Source organism: Citrobacter sp. RHBSTW-00570 (assembly GCF_013739755.1).
Taxonomy (GTDB): Bacteria; Pseudomonadota; Gammaproteobacteria; order Enterobacterales; family Enterobacteriaceae; genus Citrobacter; species Citrobacter braakii.
The window spans coordinates 3,473,772-3,492,569 of record NZ_CP056399.1; the positions used below are offsets into that span (position 1 = coordinate 3,473,772).

Here is an 18,798-nt window from a genome sequence, read left to right on the forward strand (position 1 = left end):
TAATACTCTGCAGCACACCGCGACTTCGCTTTCTCAAAGATTAACGAATCTTCACACTCTCTTGTGAGACTCTTTTCGCAACACTCAACACCTAACTTCATTATTTTCAATAAATTACCCGTTTTTTATCTGAATCAATGATGTGCTTATTTGTGATAATCATCATGTGAATGTGAAAGGCCCTCCTGAATAATATGTTCAATTAGCAAACAATCTGAATGGAGTTGATCCATGGCCGTCACCACAGGCGTTATCGCCGACGATTTTACCGGCGCAACGGACATTGCAAGCTTTATGGCGCAGCAGGGGTGGCGCGTCGCGCTTCTGCCCGGTATGCCCGATACCGCGCAATGCTGGAATGAAGAGGTTGACGCTATCGTCATCTCGCTGAAAAGCCGCTCATTACCCGCAGAACAGGCCGTCGCCCAATCCCTGTCCTGTGCCCGCTGGCTGAAACAAAATGCAGGTGTCCGCCAGATTTATTTTAAATATTGTTCGACGTTTGACTCCACGCCAACAGGCAATATTGGCCCGGTCAGCGATGCATTGATGAACGACCTGCAGGTTCCGCTGATCGTCCACTGCCCCGCTCTGCCGCAAAACGGACGCACGGTGGTGCATGGTCATCTTTTTGTACACGGTGTACTGCTTAACGAATCCGGGATGGAAAAGCATCCGCTCAATCCAATGAACGATGCCAGCCTGCCGCGTCTGCTAAGCGCGCAAACGCCAGGCGCGGTTGGTTGCATCAACCTCACGACCCTGCGTCAAGGTGTGGAAGCGGTCACTTACGCCCTGGCCCAACTTCAGGCTGAAGGTACGCGTCACGTTATCGTCGATACGCTGGATGAAGCAGATCTCAACACGCTGGCGCAAGCTCTCCATGCCAGCCCTCTGTTAGCCGGGGGCTCCGGGCTCGGCGGCGCGCTGGCCGCCTGCAGCGGAGGCCAGCAATCCATGCCGCCGGACTCTTTTCCACTGCCTGCCAAAACGGTGGTGTTCTCCGGTAGCTGTTCGGCAATGAGCAATCGTCAGGTTAATCGCTACAAGGCCGCGGCAGCGTCTCGTTTGCTTGATGTGTCCCGCTGCCTGTCTGATGCCGAACGCTACACCGATGAACTGAGCGCCTGGGCGATGACGCATATCAGCGACTCATTAGCGCCACTGATATACGCCACCCAGCCGCCAGACGTACTCAAACGTATTCAACAGGAGCACGGCGAACAGGTCGCCAGCCAGGCAATCGAACACGCTTTTGCCCGGCTGAGTTCAAAGCTACGAACTGCGGGTGTAAACACCTTTATCGTCGCGGGCGGAGAAACCTCCGGCACCGTTGTGGAAGCCTTGCAGGTGAAGCGTCTGTCCGTCGGCAAAGCCATTGCGCCAGGCGTGCCGTGGGTATTTTCCTCCGGTCTGGCGCTGGCGCTGAAGTCAGGCAACTTTGGTGACGACGATTTCTTTTTTACTGCCCAGGAGTACGCATTATGAATTCGGTGAGTGAACACCAACTGCGCGAACTACTCGTCCACTATGGCCGTTCCCTGTTTATGCGCGGTTACAGCAGCGGCGGTTCCGGCAATCTTAGCGTCAAAATGCCGGATGGCGGCTATCTGGTGACCCCGACCAACTCTTGTCTGGGCGAGCTTGATCCTGCCACGCTAAGTCGGCTGGATGCCAACGGCGTTCATCTTAGCGGCGACAAACCCTCAAAAGAGGTGCCCATGCATCTGGCGTGGTATCGACATCGGCCATCCTGCGGCGCGGTCGTGCACCTGCATTCTCCATGGCTGACCGCGCTCTCCTGCCTGCCGTGCACCACGCCGAAAAACTGCCTGCCGCCGTTAACACCGTACTATGTGATGCGCGTCGGGCAGTTACCGCTGCTGCCCTATTTCAAGCCTGGCCATGAAGGCATTGCCAGCGCACTGAGTGAAATCGCGGCAGACCATACGGCCGCGCTGCTGGCCAATCACGGGCCGGTAGTAAGCGGTCGCTCGCTGCGTGAGGCGGTGTTTAACGCCGAAGAACTGGAAGACAGCGCCCGCATCTGGCTGACGTTAAAACCGCTTGGCTATGTTCCGCTCTCAGAAGAAGCGGTGGCCGAACTTGAACATTCCCGGCAAGCGTGAGGTGACATAATGATCCCCGAGCAACGACGTGATTTTATCTACCGCTACGTACACGAAAAAAATGCCGCCTCATTTAATGAACTGGCAGATTTGATGAGCGTGTCGCATATGACCGTGCGTCGCGACATCCAGTTGCTGGAAGAAGAAGGCAAAGTTATCGCCATTAACGGCGGAGTGAAGCTCAATAACCTGCTGAAATCCGAGCTGCCATGGCGGGAAAAAGCCGAGTTGAATCATGACGTGAAACGTAAAATGGGCCAGCTCGCCGCCATGCTCATTGAGCCCGGACAAACGCTGTATCTGGATGCCGGAACGTCGTTGTTTGAAGTGGCGAAAGCGGTCGCCGCCAGCCATTGTTTCAATCTGACGGTAGTAACCAACGATTTTTCCATCAGCCACTATCTGATGGATATGCCGCACATAACGCTCTATCACACCGGTGGTCTGGTGGATCAGCGTAACCGCTCATGCCTTGGAAAAAGCGCCGCCAGTTTTCTGCGCACCATTAATATTGACGTGGCGTTTCTGAGCTCCTCATCGTGGGATACCGAACGCGGCATGTCGACGCCGAGCGAAGGGAAAGCCTCGGTTAAAGAAGCGGTACTCACCGTTTCCCGGCGTCGGGTGCTGGTCTGCGACAGCAGTAAGTTTGGCAAATACGGCATGTTCCATATCTGTGGGCTGGAACAGTTAACCGACATTATTTCTGATAACCGGTTACCGGAAAACGCCCAGCAAACTCTTGCCAGCCAGGGCGTTAAGCTGCATCTGGTTGATAACCGGGAGGGTGCGCGCCATGCTGAAGTTAGCGGCTAACCTCGACTGGTTGTTTACAGATTTACCAATAGCGGCGCGATTTGCGGCGGCGCAGGCGGCTGGTTTTCGCGGCGTTGAAGGGCTATTTCTCTGGCAGCACCCGCTGGCGCATTTGCACGCTGCACAGCGGGAAACATCCCTGCCGGTGGTGCTGATGAACGCACCGGCGGGTAACTGGGCACAAGGTGAGCGGGGACTGGCCGCGCAGCCCGGTCAAGACCCGGAATTTCACCATAGCCTCAACGTGGCGCGTGATTACGCCACGGCGCTGGGCTGTCGTCGGGTTCACGTTATGGCCGGTTCGCGCTGCGACGATCTGACGCTTCACGCTCAGCGCACTCTCCTGACCAACCGGCTGCGTATCGCCTGCGATATGATGGCTGAAGCGGAAATCGATGTGCTGATTGAACCGTTAAATTCGCAGGATATGCCCGGTTATTTTATTGACAGTTTTCCGTTGGCCGAATCTATTATTCAAGAGGTTGGCAAGAAAAATATCGGTTTACAGTTTGATATTTACCACTGTCAGAAAATTCATGGCAATGTGGCAAAAAATATTGAACGCTACTTCACCTTAATTAAACATTTTCAAATTGCTTCTGTCCCCTATCGCCATGAACCGGGAACAGGTGAATTAAATGAAACATGGCTATTCGATTTTATTAGAAAAATGAATTACCAGGGCTGGATTGGTTGTGAATATCAACCATCAACATCAGGGCCCGACTCATTAAACTGGATAACGCCTTACCTATAATTTAAATATCTCTGTACCGGAGGAAAATATGTCGGATACTGTTATTATTTCGCTGGCACCCGTTGCCGCGGATTGCCCCAGAGTTATACCCGCAGAACTGGCGCAGGAAATACTCGCCAGCGTAAAGCATGGCGCGTCCATCGTGCATTTACACGTTCGCGATAAACAGGGTCGCCTGACGCCGGATACCACCGATTTTCAGGCGACCATTGATAACGTCATGCGCCATTCAGACCTGATTATTCAGGCATCTACCGGCGGCGTCTCTTCAATGTCCATCGCCGAACGCTGCGCGCCACTCTCCTGCCCCGGCGTAGAGATGGCTTCGCTGAACGTCGGTTCCGTCAACCTCGGAGATGCGGTGTACTTTAATCCCGGTCCGGACGTGGAATATTGCTCCCGGCAAATAGTCGAGCGCAATATCATTCCCGAGTTTGAAGTTTTTGAAATTGGCATGATTAATAACATCCTGAACCTTGAAGATAAAATAAAATTCCAAAAACCCATGCTCTTTAATATCGTCCTCGGTCATCGCGGCAGTACGCCAGCAACCATTGACGCTTTAATTGCTCTGCGTAGCATGATCCCGCGCGATGCCTTATGGGGTATTACTCATTTTGGCAGAAAGAACTTCGATATTATTGCCGCCGCCGTCGGCATGGGGGCCAGTGAAGTACGAATCGGCTTTGAGGATAGCTATTATTTAAGCGCTGAAGAAAAAGCACAGCATAATTACCAGCAGGTTGCCAAACTCGCCACGCTCATTCGCAGCATGGATAAAAAAGTCGCCACGCCAGAAATTGCGCGGCACATGTTATCTATTCCATCCCGGCAGCAATAACAACAGCAAGGACATTTCAACATGACTATGACCACTGTTATTCACAAAACCGGACTCGGCGTCAGCGTTGCGGGCGCGGCGCTAGCGATTATCGGTGCGCTAATCCAGTCCGCGGCGCTCTGGCAGCCCGGGCTGGTGATGTTCACCGCCGGATTCGCCGCCGGTGCAGGCTACTGGCCGGGTCTACGCAGCTATCAGTTTACGCTATGGATCATCGCCGGGTTTGTCGCCGCCATGACCTGGTCTACGGATCTGATCGTCTGGGGCGGTTTCAATATCACCCATAAATGGATCGTATTCCTCGTCATTCAGGCCACCATGTTTAGCATGGGCACTAAGCTAACGATCCAGGATTTTATTGACGTCGCCAAAATGCCGTGGGCGGTGTTTATTGGCACCTTCTGCCACTTCGTTATCATGCCTCTGCTCGGCCTGAGCATTACGCTTATCTTTAACTTTCCGCCTGAGGTAGCGGTCGGGATTCTGCTGATTGGCGCCTGCCCAAGCGGACTCTCCTCTACCGTCATGGTCTATATCGCGAACGCCAACCTGGCGCTGGCGGTCTCGATCGCCGCAGTCTCAACGCTGGCGGCGACGGTGATGACGCCGCTGTGGGTTAATCTGCTGGCGGGGTCGATGATCGATATCCAGCTCACCGCGATGGTAATGGATGTGGTGAAAATCGTATTAATCCCCATCGGCGCGGCAATTCTGCATGACTATCTGAAAACCTATGCGGGCGTGCGCGGACGCCGTGTCGTCCAGATGCTGGCCGGGATCGGCGCTCTTTGGCTGCTGTATATGATTGCTGGCGGCTGGGACGCGCTGTTTGGTCACGCCAGCGCCGACGCGCAAATGTACGCGGTGGTGCTCAACTTCGTGGCAGGCGGTCTCGTCTGGGCATTGTTCTACAACTGGCTGTATGGCCGCGTGGCGGGCGTGAAGAAAATCATGCCGACCATCTCAATGATGGGGATCATTTTCTTTACGACCACCGCAGCCGCAGCCGGGCGCGAGAACCTGGTGCAGGTCGGCTTCCTGCTCTGCTTCGCCATGTTGATGCATAACCTCGGCGGCTTCCTGATTGGCTATCTGATGAGCCGCTGGATCTTCCGCATGGACGTACAGTCTGCCCGCACCGTAGCCTTTGAAGTCGGCCTGCAAAACGGCGGCATGGCGTCCGGGCTTGCCGCAGCGATGGGCAAACTGGCAACGGTTGGCCTGGCCTCGGCGGTGATGACTCCGCTTGGCAACGTCAGCGGCTCGCTGCTCGCGAACTACTGGCGCAAGAAAGACGCCAAACAGGCGCAGGCCGCCGCAGCCAAAGATCCCGTTCAACCCGCTTGCGAAAATCTGTCAAAAGGATAATCACGATGACAACTCTCACTCTGGGGCATGCCCTGCGCGCCGTGGCCTCTGCGCTCGACCTTGCCGAAACATGTTACGCAAAACGCCCGTTAAGCGTGGCCGTATGCGATGCCAATGGCGAACTACTCAGCTTTGCGCGGATGGATAACGCCAAACTGTTAACCATCGAGTTAACCCAGCGCAAAGCACGCACCAGTAGCCGCCTGGGCTGTACCACGCAGGCATTTTTACAGCGACTGCAGAAAGAGCAACTGGATATTGGTTATTTTGCCGACCCGCTGTTTACGGCGCTGCCGGGCGGGATCCCGATTCTGCACCAAGGAAAATGCCTTGGGGCCGTCGCGGTAGGCGGTTTATCCGCGCAGGAAGATCATGATGCGGCGCTGGCCGTCGCGGAAACGTTACTTAAGGAGATTGCCCAATGAAAAAGGTCGCCATGCTGCATACCAGTGCCGCCACGCTTACGATGATGCAACAGCTGATTGCCGACATCATGCCGGATGTTGAAGTCATGCACCTGGTGGAAGAATCCATGATCAAGCAGGTAATGAAGGCCCAGGGCGTGACGCCCAATATTGCCGCCCGCATCGCCGACTATGTGCATATTGCCGAAAAGGCGGACTGCGATATCTTTATTACCGCCTGTTCCTCAATTGGTACTGCGGTGGAGCAATGCCAGTTTATGACCCCACTTCAGCTCGCACGCATTGATTGCGCAATGGTGGAAGAGGCGATTGAAAAAGGTGAGCGGATCGCCGTACTGGCGACCGTGGCAACCACGCTGAAGCCAACGCTGGATTACGTACAGCGCAAAGTGCAGCAGAGCGGTAAATCGCGAACCATCACGCCTATATTAATGGAGGAGGCATTCCACGCGCTGCTGGCGGGAGACATGGATACTCATGACCGTATCGTCAGTGAAGGGTTACAGAGCGCCTTTACCCAGGCAGATGTTGTGATGCTGGCGCAGGCCTCGATGGCGCGCGTTTTACAGCAGCTCCCTTCCCCGCCGGTGCCGGTAATGACCTCGCCGGAAAGCGGAATTCGCTGGTTGAAAACACTGGCTGAAAGCTGAATTACAGGCCAAAAAAAGGCCATCATCAGATGGCCAACCATGTCGAAACGGGACCAGCCCTTGACTATGCAGAGAGTCAGGGCTGTTTTTTTTCTTACTTAATCACTGTTTTCAACGCTTCGCCGATATCGGCCAGGCTACGAACGGTTTTCACGCCAGCGGCTTCCAGCGCAGCGAACTTCTCATCCGCCGTACCTTTACCACCTGCGATGATCGCACCAGCATGACCCATACGTTTACCTTTCGGCGCCGTCACACCCGCGATGTAACCCACAACCGGCTTGGTCACATGATCTTTAATGTACGCCGCTGCTTCTTCTTCCGCGCTACCGCCGATCTCACCGATCATGACGATCGCTTCAGTCTGCGGATCTTCCTGGAACAGCTTCAGGATATCGATGAAGTTAGAGCCAGGGATCGGGTCGCCGCCGATACCCACACAGGTAGACTGACCAAAACCATAGTCGGTGGTCTGCTTAACCGCTTCATAGGTCAGCGTACCGGAACGAGAAACGATACCGACTTTACCAGGCTTGTGAATATGGCCCGGCATGATGCCGATTTTACATTCACCAGGGGTGATAACACCTGGGCAGTTCGGGCCAATCATGCGCACGCCAGCTTCATCCAGCTTCACTTTCACAGTCAGCATATCCAGCGTTGGGATACCTTCGGTGATGGTGATGATAAGCTTGATGCCTGCATCGATAGCTTCCAGGATGGAGTCTTTGCAGAACGGAGCCGGAACGTAGATAACGGTGGCGGTTGCGCCGGTCGCTTCTACCGCTTCACGTACGGTGTTGAACACCGGCAGACCCAGATGCGTGGTGCCGCCTTTGCCCGGCGTAACGCCGCCGACCATTTGCGTACCGTAAGCAATCGCTTGTTCAGAGTGGAATGTCCCCTGGCTACCGGTGAAGCCCTGGCAGATAACCTTGGTATCTTTATTAATTAAAACTGACATTATTTCCCCTCCACTGCGGCAACAACCTGCTGAGCTGCATCCGTCAGACTTTTCGCTGCAATAATATTCAGGCCGCTATCAGCCAATTTTTTCGCGCCGAGTTCAGCGTTGTTACCTTCAAGACGTACCACGACCGGAACGTTAACGCCCACTTCTGCTACCGCGCCGATGATACCGTCCGCGATCAGGTCGCAGCGTACGATACCGCCGAAGATGTTAACCAGTACGGCTTTAACATTGTCGTCAGAGAGGATAATTTTGAACGCTTCGGTTACACGTTCTTTGGTCGCACCGCCGCCAACGTCGAGGAAGTTAGCCGGTTCGCCGCCGTGCAGTTTAACGATGTCCATGGTGCCCATTGCCAGGCCCGCGCCGTTAACCATACAACCGATGTTGCCGTCCAGAGCGACGTAGTTCAGTTCCCACTGTGCAGCCTGTGCTTCACGCGGATCTTCCTGAGACTGGTCGCGCATTTCACGCAGGTCAGCCTGGCGGAACAGCGCGTTGCCGTCAGCGCCCAGTTTGCCGTCGAGGCAGATCAGATCACCCTGCTTGGTCACCACCAGCGGGTTGATTTCGATCAGCGCCAGATCGCGCTCAAGGAAGATAGTCGCCAGACCCATGAAGATCTTGGTGAACTGCTGAACCTGTTTACCTTCCAGACCCAGTTTGAACGCCAGTTCACGACCCTGATAAGGCATCGGACCGGCCAGCGGATCGAGCGCTACTTTATGGATCAGGTGCGGCGTTTCTTCCGCCACTTTTTCAATTTCCACGCCGCCTTCGGTAGAGGCCATGAAGACCACGCGACGGGAACTACGGTCAACAACTGCGCCGAGGTAAAGTTCTTTACCAATGTCGGTCGCTGCTTCAACCAGAATCTGATTTACCGGTTGACCATGGGCGTCTGTCTGGTAAGTGACCAGACGTTTACCCAGCCAGTGTTCAGCAAAAGCGCGAATGTCTTCTTTGCTGTTCACAACCTTCACACCGCCCGCTTTACCACGGCCACCAGCGTGAACCTGACATTTCACTACCCACGGGCCTGCGCCGATTTTAGATGCAGCTTCTTCAGCTTCACGCGGAGTAGTACAGGCATAACCCACCGGTGCCGGTAAGCCATAGCGGGCAAAAAGTTGTTTTGCCTGATATTCATGTAAGTTCATGTGTTCTGTCCATCCTTCAGGTAATCGTTATCTTTTACCCGTAGGCCTGATAAGCCTCCAGACCTACGGGGCAGGTGATACTCTTATTTACTACACGTCCAGCAGCAGACGCGTCGGATCTTCCAGCAACTCTTTAATGGTTACCAGGAAGCCTACTGACTCACGACCATCGATCAAACGGTGGTCATAAGACAGCGCCAGATACATCATCGGCAGGATTTCAACCTTGCCGTCTACGGCCATCGGACGATCTTTGATGGCATGCATACCCAGGATGGCGCTCTGCGGTGGGTTGATGATCGGGGTAGACATCAGGGAACCGAACACGCCACCGTTAGTGATGGTGAAGTTACCGCCCGTCAGATCGTCGACCGTCAGCTTGCCGTCGCGACCTTTAACTGCCAGCTCTTTAATATTTTTCTCGATGTCAGCCATACCCAGCAGATCCACATCACGCAGGACCGGCGTGACCAGGCCACGCGGCGTGGAGACCGCCATGCTGACATCAAAGTAGTTGTGGTACACCACGTCATCACCGTCGATGGACGCGTTCACTTCCGGATAGCGTTTCAGCGCTTCAACAACCGCTTTCACGTAGAAAGACATAAAGCCCAGACGGATACCGTGACGTTTCTCGAACGCGTCACCGTACTGCTTACGCAGATCCATGATTGGCTTCATGTTGACTTCGTTGAACGTGGTCAGCATGGCGGTGGAGTTTTTCGCTTCCAGCAGACGCTCAGCTACGCGTTTGCGCAGACGGGTCATCGGAACACGTTTTTCGCCACGAGCGCCCAGTTGAGCCTGTGGTGCAGGCGCGGCGGCCGGCGCTTTGGCTTCTGCTTTCGCAGCCGGTGCTTTGGCCAGATGCTTTTCAACATCTTCACGCGTGATACGACCACCGACGCCGGTGCCATTGATGGCGCTGGCTTCGAGGTTATGCTCACCCAGCAGGCGACGGATCGCCGGGCTCAGGGCATCGTTGTTCTGTTCAGCAAGAGACGCCTGCTGGCGTTGTGCCGGAGTAGAATCTTTCTCTTCAGACTTGGCGCTGGTCTCTTTGCCAGAGCTGTTGCCTTCACGCAGGCGACCGAGGATCTGGCGAGAAGTGACGGTTGTCCCTTCATCTTCCAGAACCGCATCAAGAATACCGTCCGCTGATGCCGGTACTTCCAGTACCACTTTGTCAGTTTCGATTTCTACCAGTACTTCATCACGACGTACTGCATCGCCCGGTTTTTTGTGCCAGGTTGCAACCGTTGCATCCGCTACGGATTCAGGCAGGTCGGGAACAAGAATATCTACGCTACTCATTATTTATCCTTTATTTAATCGACGTTCAGCGCGTCATTAACCAGATCTTGTTGCTGCTTCTGGTGAACGGACATATATCCTACTGCCGGAGAGGCAGAGGCCGGGCGACCTGCATAACGCAGAGCTGACCCAAATGGAATTACTTCACGGAAATGATGCTGGCTGCAGTACCATGCGCCCTGGTTGAGCGGCTCTTCCTGGCACCAGACAAAATCATGTACATGAGCAAACGGTTTCAGCGCTTCCTGCACCGCTTTATGCGGGAACGGATAGAGCTGTTCGATACGCACAATGGCGACATCTTTTTGGTCGTTCTTGCGGCGTTGCTCCAGCAGGTCGTAATAAACCTTACCAGAACACATCACGACACGCTTCACGCCTTTAGGATCAAGTTCATCTACTTCGCCAATGGCTGGCAGGAAGGTGCCATTTGCCAGTTCGTCCAGCGTGGACACCGCCAGCGGATGACGCAGCAGCGACTTCGGTGACATCACTACCAGCGGACGACGCATTCCGCGCAGCGCCTGACGACGCAGCATGTGGTAAACCTGTGCCGGGGTAGACGGGACGCAAACCTGCATGTTTTGCTCAGCGCAAAGTTGCAGATAACGTTCCAGACGCGCGGAAGAGTGCTCCGGACCCTGACCTTCATAGCCGTGTGGCAGCAGCATAACCAGACCGCACATACGGCCCCATTTCTGCTCGCCGGAAGAGATGAACTGGTCGATAACCACCTGCGCACCGTTGGCGAAGTCACCGAACTGCGCTTCCCAGATAGTCAGGGTGCGCGGTTCTGCCGTGGCATAACCGTACTCGAATGCCAGCACCGCTTCTTCAGACAGCACGGAGTCCCATACGCGGAACGTGCCCTGCCCGTTATGCACATGCTGCAGCGGAGTGTACGTTGAACCATTCGCCTGGTTATGAATCACCGCATGACGGTGGAAGAAGGTTCCACGGCCAGAGTCTTCACCCGACAGACGTACCGGAATGCCTTCATCAACCAGCGTGGCGTAAGCCAGATTCTCTGCGCCACCCCAGTCGAACAGCTTCTCGCCTGCGGCCATGGCCTGACGGTCGCCGTAAATTTTGGCAACACGCGATTGCATTTCCACCGCTTCAGGCACGGTGCTGATGCGTTTTGCCAGCTCCTGCAGACGCTTCATCTCAACTTTGTTCGGGTAGTTTTCATCCCATTCGTGGTTGAGGTACGGCGACCAGGTGAAGGAGTGCATATTCATTGGACGCCACTCTTTCACCACGCATTCGCCTGCGTCCAGCGCGTCACGATACAGATTGACCATTTCGGTCGCATCTTCCAGCGTAGCGACGTTGTCCGCTTCCAGCTTGTCAGCGTAGATTTTGCGCGGAGTCGGATGCTTTTTGATTTTCTGATACATCAGCGGCTGGGTTGCGCTTGGCTCGTCGGCTTCGTTGTGGCCGTGACGGCGGTAGCACACCAGATCGATGAAGACATCGCGTTTAAAGGTATTACGGAAATCCAGTGCCAGACGCGTTACGAAAGCGACCGCTTCCGGGTCATCCGCGTTCACGTGGAAAATCGGCGCCTGAACCATCTTACCGATGTCGGTGCAGTACGGTGTAGAACGTGCATCCAGCGGGTTAGAGGTGGTGAAGCCCACCTGGTTGTTGATAACGATGCGAACGGTACCGCCCACTTCGTAACCACGCGCTTTCGACATGTTCAGGGTTTCCTGAACCACGCCTTGCCCGGTTACTGCCGCATCACCATGAATAGTGATTGGCAGCACTTTATTGCTGCTCGGCTCGTCGAGCCTGTCCAGACGAGCGCGTACGGAACCGATCACCACCGGGCTGACGATCTCCAGGTGCGACGGGTTAAACGCCAGCGCCAGGTGAACCAGGCCGCCTTCGGTTTCGATATCCGACGAGAAGCCCATGTGGTACTTCACGTCGCCGGTGCCGAGGTGCTCTTTATGTTTGCCCGCAAACTCGTCGAACAGATCCTGCGGCTTTTTACCCAGCACGTTAACCAGGACGTTCAGACGACCACGGTGCGCCATACCCAGTACCACTTCACGGGTACCGCTGTTACCGGCGTGGCGGATCATCTCTTTGAGCATTGGGATTAACGCATCACCGCCTTCCAGCGAGAAGCGTTTCGCGCCCGGGAATTTTGCACCCAGGTAGCGTTCCAGACCTTCCGCTGCGGTCAGTTCGCTGAGGAAGCGTTTCTTCTCTTCACTACTGAACGCAGTACGGCCAGACTCGATACGCTGCTGAAGCCAGCGTTTTTCTTCGGTGCTGGTGATGTGCATATACTCGGCGCCAATCGGGCCGCAGTAGGTTTGTTTCAGCGCGACAACCAGGTCGCTCAGCTTCATCGTGTCTTTGCCACCGGCAAAAGAACCCACGTTAAAGCTTTCCTGGAAATCCGCATCGGTCAGATCGTGGAAGGAGGGATCCAGATCGGCCACATTTTCTTGCTGCCACAGTCCCAGCGGATCGAGATTCGCATGCTGATGACCGCGGAAACGATAGGCGTTAATGAGCTGCAGGACTTTAACCTGCTTCACATTGGCATCAGGGTCGGAAATAGAAGAAGAGTAACGTGGGGTAATCAACGCCTGTCGACGGAAATAATCACGTGTTTTTGAGTGGAGTTGATCCGGTTTGACTCCGGTACCAGGTAACTGCTGGAACGTCGAACGCCAGTTAGCATCTACCGAGTCAGGGTCGGTTAAGAAGTCTTCATAGAGCTGTTCTATCCAGCTCTGGTTAGAACCAGAGAGGTAAGAAGAGTCCAACCAGGCTTTCAAAGCGCTGTTCTGCATCGTGATCCCTTAAGCATTTGTATGCTTATTTCGCCGTGGATACTACCACGCACACCGATGTGCGTGCCGGGGTTCACTTGTTGCGGACTGTCGTGTCATCTGCGTCCGCTAAGGAACCTTTAAAAACTGTCTAATAATCGTCATCGTTCAGGCTGCGATTATTGCTATCAATGTGGCAGTTTTTAGAGGTTTCCCTGCACGGCCGGGGAATCTCTTCCCCGGCAACTACAACTACTTATGCACTACGTTTGAGCAGCATCGACTTAATATGACCGATGGCGCGCGTCGGGTTCAGCCCTTTAGGACATACGCTGACGCAGTTCATGATGCTATGACAGCGGAATACGCTGAAAGCGTCACTTAAACCTTCCAGACGGCTGTCGGTCTCGGTATCGCGGCTATCAATTAAGAAGCGATACGCGGCCAACAGGCCTGCCGGGCCAATAAACTTGTCCGGGTTCCACCAGAATGATGGGCAGGACGTTGAGCAGCATGCACACAAAATACATTCATACAGCCCATCGAGCTTCTCACGCTGCTCTGGCATTTGTAAATGCTCACGAGCCGGAGGATTTTTCCCATTATTCAACAAGTAAGGCTTAATCTTCTCATACTGTGCGTAGAATTGCCCCATGTCTACCACCAAATCGCGCACAACCGGTAAACCTGGCAGCGGGCGAATGACAATTTTCTTGCCCGGCTGATTCAGCGCAGAAATAGGTGTGATACAGGCCAGTCCATTTTTGCCGTTCATGTTCAGACCGTCGGAGCCGCAGACCCCTTCACGGCATGAACGACGAAACGACAGCGACGGATCTTTTTCTTTCAGCTGCATCAACGCATCCAGCAGCATCATGTCGCGCCCTTCTTCCGCCTCCAGGGTGTAATCCTGCATGCGCGGAGCGTCGTCAACATCCGGGTTATAGCGATAAACTGAAAACTCGAGTTTCATTGTCCTGTCTCCGCATTAATAAGTACGAATCTTCGGCGGGAATGCCGGGCGCAGCTTCGGTTCCATATTGACTTGACGTCGCGTCATGGATTCCGACTCTGGCAGGTACAGGGAATGGCACAGCCAGTTTTCGTCATCACGTTCCGGGAAGTCGAAGCGGCTATGCGCGCCACGGCTTTCGGTACGGAAGTTTGCAGATACTGCAGTGGCGTACGCGGTCTCCATCAGGTTATCCAACTCCAGACACTCAACGCGCTGGGTGTTGAACTCACTGGAGGTATCGTCCAGACGGGCATTTTTCAGGCGTTCGCGAATCGCTTTCAGCTCTTCCAGACCCTTCGCCATCGCATCGCCTTCGCGGAATACCGAGAAGTTATGCTGCATACATTCTTGCAGCGCTTTACGAATTGCCACCGGGTCTTCACCGTTACGGTTACCGTTCCAGCGATTCAGACGCGCCAGAGAAGCGTCGATTTCATCTTCGGTTGCATCCAGCAGGTCACCCTGCTCTGCGATAGATTCCTGCAGATGCAGACCCACGGCACGACCAAATACCACCAGGTCAAGCAGAGAGTTGCCGCCCAAACGGTTAGCACCGTGAACCGATACACAGGCAATTTCACCGACGGCAAACAGCCCTGGGATCACCACATCTTCGCCCTGCTCATTCACGGTCAGCGCCTGGCCGGTGACTTTGGTCGGAATACCGCCCATCATATAGTGGCAGGTTGGGATAACCGGGATCGGCTCTTTCACCGGGTCAACGTGAGCAAAGGTACGGGACAGTTCGAGAATACCCGGCAGACGGGACTCCAGCACTTCTTTACCCAGGTGGTCGAGTTTCAGTTTGGCGTGCGGCCCCCACGGACCGTCGCAGCCGCGACCTTCGCGGATTTCGATCATGATGGAACGCGCCACCACGTCACGACCCGCCAGGTCTTTCGCATTCGGGGCATAACGCTCCATGAAGCGCTCACCGTGTTTGTTCAGCAGGTAGCCACCTTCACCACGACAGCCTTCTGTTACCAGAACACCCGCGCCAGCGATACCGGTTGGGTGGAACTGCCACATCTCCATATCCTGCACCGGCACGCCAGCGCGGATAGCCATACCGACGCCGTCACCGGTGTTGATGTGGGCGTTGGTGGTGGACTGATAAATACGGCCAGCACCGCCGGTCGCCAGCACGGTTGCGCGAGCTTTGAAGTAAACCACTTCACCGGTTTCGATACACAGCGCGGTACAACCAACAATCGCGCCATCGGCATTTTTCACCAGATCCAGCGCGTACCACTCGGAGAAGATGGTGGTATGGTTTTTCAGGTTCTGCTGATACAGCGTGTGCAACAGCGCATGGCCGGTACGGTCTGCCGCTGCCGCGGTACGTGCCGCCTGCTCGCCGCCGAAATTCTTCGACTGGCCGCCAAACGGACGTTGATAGATTGTGCCATTATCGAGGCGAGAGAACGGCAGCCCCATGTGGTCCAGCTCCAGAATCGCTTCCGGACCGGTTTTACACATATATTCAATAGCGTCCTGGTCACCAATGTAGTCCGACCCTTTGACGGTGTCGTACATGTGCCATTCCCAGTTATCTTCATGGGTATTACCGAGCGCAACGGTGATGCCACCTTGCGCAGATACGGTATGGGAACGAGTTGGGAACACTTTGGAGAGCAGCGCACAGGTCTGACCGCTCTGGGAAATTTGCAGCGCCGCGCGCATACCTGCGCCGCCGGCACCAATCACAACAGCATCAAATTCTCTGACTGGCAGTTTCATTACACACCCCACACCACAACAAATCCATAAATGACGTAAACCACCAGCGCAACGACGATAGCCAGTTGCAGAATCAGGCGCACGGCCAGCGGTTTAACGTAGTCGGTCAACACCTGCCACATGCCGATCCAGGCATGAATCAAGATGGAGAAAAGAGCCAGCAGGGTGAAGACTTTGGTGAATGCCGATGAGAAGAAACCGGTCCAGACTTCAAACGTCAGTTCGCCGCTGGTGGCGAAGAAGCCGACCATATAGATGATGTATAACGTCAGAACGATAGCGGTAGCACGGACCAGAATGAAGTCATGTACGCCGTTGCGTCCTAATGCGGAGGCGTTGCTTACCATACGAGGACTCCTGCGAGAAGTGAAAGCACGACAATGATAACGAAACAAATTTTGGCGGAACGTGTCCCTGCTTCGAGGGTTTCTTCGATATAGCCAAAATCCATCAACAGATGGCGAATGCCCATTACGGCGTGATATGCCAGCGCAATCAGGATCCCCCACAGAATTAACTCCACAAAGAAGTTATTCATAATGGATGACGCCGCGAGGAAACCTTCAGGGGAGGAAAGGCTGGTACCCAATAACCACAACAGAATCCCGACCGCCACGAAGGTGATCACTCCGGATACGCGATGGAGAATGGACGCTATCGCCGTGATTGGGAACCGGATCGTTTGTAGATCCAGATTGACAGGTCTTTGTTTTTTCACATTTCTTATCATGAATAACGCCCACATGCTGTTCTTATTATTCCCTTTGGACTTCGGGTACAGAAGATGAAGACACCTGTAGCCTGAAAGACGACGGGATTTCCTTCCTCCGGTCTGCGTGCGGGTCAGACAGCGTCCTTACTATAACTACGCGTCATATAAAACACTGCTTCCAGATGCTAAAACGACACGTTACAACGCTGGTTGGCTCGGGATTGCAGGGTATTCCGGAGACCTGGCGGCAGTATAGGACGTTCACAAAATCATTACAATTAACCTACATATAGTTTGTCGGGTTTTATCCCGAACAGTGACATAGGTCACGATAACAACATTATTTTAATTTTTAACCATCTAATTTGACAACCATTAAACAAAGTTGTTACAAACGACACCAGAAAAAGCATATAATGCGTAAAAGTTATGGGGTCACTCTTTCACCGGACATTTAGTTATGTAACAGTGTGGAAGTATTGACCAATACAGTCAGGACAGTTATTAGTGATAGACAGGTTTAATAATTCGGATTGCTAAGTTCTTGATTTGCAGTTTATTCGCCATGAAAAGACCGTTTTACCTGCAAGCGCCCATAGCTCTGTACCCAGGTTATCCCCTCTTTCGCAGAGCGGCGAGCCAAATAACAAACTGGTAACGGTTCATTGATGTACGAAGGCAAATGTGAGTTCCAGCAGTCTTAAGCAATAAGGCGCTAAGGAGACCGTAAATGGCTGATACTAAAGCAAAAATCACTCTAAATGGTGACTCTGCTATTGAACTGGATGTGCTGAAAGGTACGCTCGGTCAAGATGTTATTGATATTCGTAGTCTTGGCTCAAAAGGGATGTTTACTTTTGACCCAGGTTTCACCTCTACCGCATCCTGCGAATCCAAAATTACTTTCATCGACGGTGACGAAGGTATTTTGCTGCATCGCGGCTTCCCGATTGATCAGTTGGCGACCGAGTCAAACTATCTGGAAGTGTGTTATATCCTGCTGTACGGCGAAAAACCGACGCAGGAGGAGTACGACGAGTTCAAAACAACAGTCACTCGCCATACCATGATCCACGAGCAGATCACCCGCCTGTTCCACGGTTTCCGCCGCGACTCTCACCCGATGGCCGTTATGTGTGGTGTTACCGGGGCGCTGGCTGCGTTCTACCACGACTCGCTGGATGTGAATAATCCGCGTCACCGTGAAATCGCCGCCTTCCGTCTGCTGTCCAAAATGCCGACCATGGCAGCGATGTGCTACAAATATTCCATCGGGCAGCCGTTCGTGTACCCGCGTAATGACCTCTCCTACGCCGGTAACTTCCTGAACATGATGTTCTCCACGCCGTGCGAAAAATACGAAGTGAATCCGATTCTGGAACGCGCAATGGACCGTATCTTGATCCTGCACGCTGACCACGAACAGAACGCCTCAACCTCTACCGTTCGTACCGCCGGTTCTTCTGGCGCTAACCCGTTTGCCTGCATCGCGGCCGGTATTGCTTCCCTGTGGGGACCAGCACACGGCGGCGCAAACGAAGCTGCTCTGAAAATGCTGGAAGAAATCAGCTCTGTTAAACACATTCCGGAATTTGTTCGCCGCGCGAAAGACAAGAATGATTCCTTCCGCCTGATGGGCTTTGGTCACCGTGTTTATAAAAACTATGACCCGCGCGCCACCGTCATGCGTGAAACCTGCCATGAAGTACTGAGAGAACTGGGCACCAAAGATGATCTGCTGGAAGTTGCGATGGAACTTGAACACATTGCGCTCAACGACCCGTACTTCATCGAGAAGAAACTCTACCCGAACGTAGATTTCTACTCCGGCATCATCCTGAAGGCGATGGGTATTCCGTCCTCCATGTTCACCGTTATCTTCGCCATGGCGCGTACCGTGGGCTGGATTGCACACTGGAACGAAATGCACACCGACGGCATGAAAATCGCTCGTCCGCGTCAGCTGTACACCGGCTACGACAAGCGCGATTTTAAGTCTGATATTAAGCGTTAATTGTCTGCCGGATGGCGCCAGCGCCTGTCCGGCTTACAGCCATTAATTCTCCCGGGTCGGACAAGGCATTGAAGCCAGAATCCGACCTGTTT

The 18,798-nt window shown here is 53.9% G+C and carries 17 protein-coding genes; 9 read left to right on the forward strand and 8 right to left on the reverse strand.

Annotated elements, in window-relative coordinates; all coding sequences use genetic code 11:
• The first annotated feature begins 231 nt into the window (after positions 1 to 231).
• From otnK to HV237_RS16660, 8 genes are read left to right on the forward strand one after another with little or no spacing between them, the layout of a single operon-like run.
• On the forward strand, positions 232 to 1,488 hold the full coding sequence (gene otnK, locus HV237_RS16625; RefSeq protein ID WP_047359473.1) for a 3-oxo-tetronate kinase: 1,257 nt from the start codon (positions 232 to 234) through the stop codon (positions 1,486 to 1,488).
• Positions 1,485 to 2,129 (forward strand): aldolase, encoded by a 645-nt coding sequence (locus HV237_RS16630; RefSeq protein ID WP_016152294.1) that lies wholly within the window; start codon positions 1,485 to 1,487, stop codon positions 2,127 to 2,129. The genes otnK and HV237_RS16630 overlap by 4 nt, the downstream gene beginning before the upstream one ends.
• A 9-nt stretch (positions 2,130 to 2,138) precedes the next feature.
• Positions 2,139 to 2,945 carry a DeoR/GlpR family DNA-binding transcription regulator gene (locus HV237_RS16635; RefSeq protein ID WP_046274719.1) on the forward strand — a complete coding sequence of 269 codons (807 nt, stop codon included), beginning with the start codon at positions 2,139 to 2,141 and terminating at the stop codon, positions 2,943 to 2,945.
• Entirely contained in the window at positions 2,926 to 3,702 is a 777-nt protein-coding gene (locus HV237_RS16640; protein WP_181541574.1) for a TIM barrel protein, read from the forward strand. Before HV237_RS16635 ends, HV237_RS16640 begins: the two co-directional genes overlap by 20 nt.
• Positions 3,703 to 3,730: 28 nt before the next feature.
• Entirely contained in the window at positions 3,731 to 4,543 is an 813-nt protein-coding gene (locus HV237_RS16645) for a 3-keto-5-aminohexanoate cleavage protein (RefSeq protein ID WP_047359474.1), read from the forward strand.
• A 21-nt stretch (positions 4,544 to 4,564) separates the two neighbouring features.
• Positions 4,565 to 5,911 carry a bile acid:sodium symporter family protein gene (locus HV237_RS16650; RefSeq protein ID WP_047359475.1) on the forward strand — a complete coding sequence of 449 codons (1,347 nt, stop codon included), beginning with the start codon at positions 4,565 to 4,567 and terminating at the stop codon, positions 5,909 to 5,911.
• A 5-nt stretch (positions 5,912 to 5,916) separates the two neighbouring features.
• On the forward strand, positions 5,917 to 6,336 hold the full coding sequence (locus tag HV237_RS16655; RefSeq protein ID WP_016152289.1) for a heme-binding protein: 420 nt from the start codon (positions 5,917 to 5,919) through the stop codon (positions 6,334 to 6,336).
• A complete protein-coding gene (locus HV237_RS16660; protein WP_046274716.1) occupies positions 6,333 to 6,986 on the forward strand; it encodes an aspartate/glutamate racemase family protein in 654 nt (217 codons plus the stop codon). Before HV237_RS16655 ends, HV237_RS16660 begins: the two co-directional genes overlap by 4 nt.
• Before the next feature lie 94 nt (positions 6,987 to 7,080).
• On the opposite strand, the gene sucD is transcribed toward HV237_RS16660, so the two are convergent.
• From sucD to sdhC, 8 genes are all read right to left on the reverse strand, one after another.
• On the reverse strand, positions 7,081 to 7,950 hold the full coding sequence (gene sucD / locus HV237_RS16665; RefSeq protein ID WP_003022929.1) for a succinate--CoA ligase subunit alpha: 870 nt from the start codon (positions 7,948 to 7,950) through the stop codon (positions 7,081 to 7,083).
• Positions 7,950 to 9,116 carry an ADP-forming succinate--CoA ligase subunit beta gene (gene sucC, locus HV237_RS16670; protein ID WP_003022927.1) on the reverse strand — a complete coding sequence of 389 codons (1,167 nt, stop codon included), beginning with the start codon at positions 9,114 to 9,116 and terminating at the stop codon, positions 7,950 to 7,952. Before sucC ends, sucD begins: the two co-directional genes overlap by 1 nt.
• A gap of 90 nt (positions 9,117 to 9,206) precedes the next feature.
• Positions 9,207 to 10,430, reverse strand: a complete 1,224-nt coding sequence (gene odhB, locus HV237_RS16675) for a 2-oxoglutarate dehydrogenase complex dihydrolipoyllysine-residue succinyltransferase (protein WP_016156001.1) — start codon at positions 10,428 to 10,430, stop codon at positions 9,207 to 9,209.
• Between the two features lie 14 nt (positions 10,431 to 10,444).
• Entirely contained in the window at positions 10,445 to 13,246 is a 2,802-nt protein-coding gene (sucA, locus tag HV237_RS16680) for a 2-oxoglutarate dehydrogenase E1 component (RefSeq protein WP_016152283.1), read from the reverse strand.
• A 235-nt stretch (positions 13,247 to 13,481) separates the two neighbouring features.
• Positions 13,482 to 14,198, reverse strand: coding sequence for a succinate dehydrogenase iron-sulfur subunit SdhB (gene sdhB / locus HV237_RS16685; RefSeq protein ID WP_003022921.1), 717 nt, complete (start codon positions 14,196 to 14,198; stop codon positions 13,482 to 13,484).
• Between the two features lie 15 nt (positions 14,199 to 14,213).
• Positions 14,214 to 15,980 carry a succinate dehydrogenase flavoprotein subunit gene (gene sdhA / locus HV237_RS16690; RefSeq protein WP_003022919.1) on the reverse strand — a complete coding sequence of 589 codons (1,767 nt, stop codon included), beginning with the start codon at positions 15,978 to 15,980 and terminating at the stop codon, positions 14,214 to 14,216.
• Positions 15,980 to 16,327 carry a succinate dehydrogenase membrane anchor subunit gene (gene sdhD, locus HV237_RS16695; protein WP_005122550.1) on the reverse strand — a complete coding sequence of 116 codons (348 nt, stop codon included), beginning with the start codon at positions 16,325 to 16,327 and terminating at the stop codon, positions 15,980 to 15,982. The genes sdhA and sdhD overlap by 1 nt, the downstream gene beginning before the upstream one ends.
• Entirely contained in the window at positions 16,321 to 16,725 is a 405-nt protein-coding gene (gene sdhC / locus HV237_RS16700; protein WP_016152282.1) for a succinate dehydrogenase cytochrome b556 subunit, read from the reverse strand. The genes sdhD and sdhC overlap by 7 nt, the downstream gene beginning before the upstream one ends.
• A gap of 697 nt (positions 16,726 to 17,422) precedes the next feature.
• On the opposite strand from sdhC, the gene HV237_RS16705 reads away from it, so the two are divergent.
• Positions 17,423 to 18,706: a citrate synthase gene (locus HV237_RS16705; protein ID WP_047359476.1), complete on the forward strand. Its 1,284-nt coding sequence runs from the start codon at positions 17,423 to 17,425 to the stop codon at positions 18,704 to 18,706.
• Positions 18,707 to 18,798 lie beyond the last annotated feature (92 nt).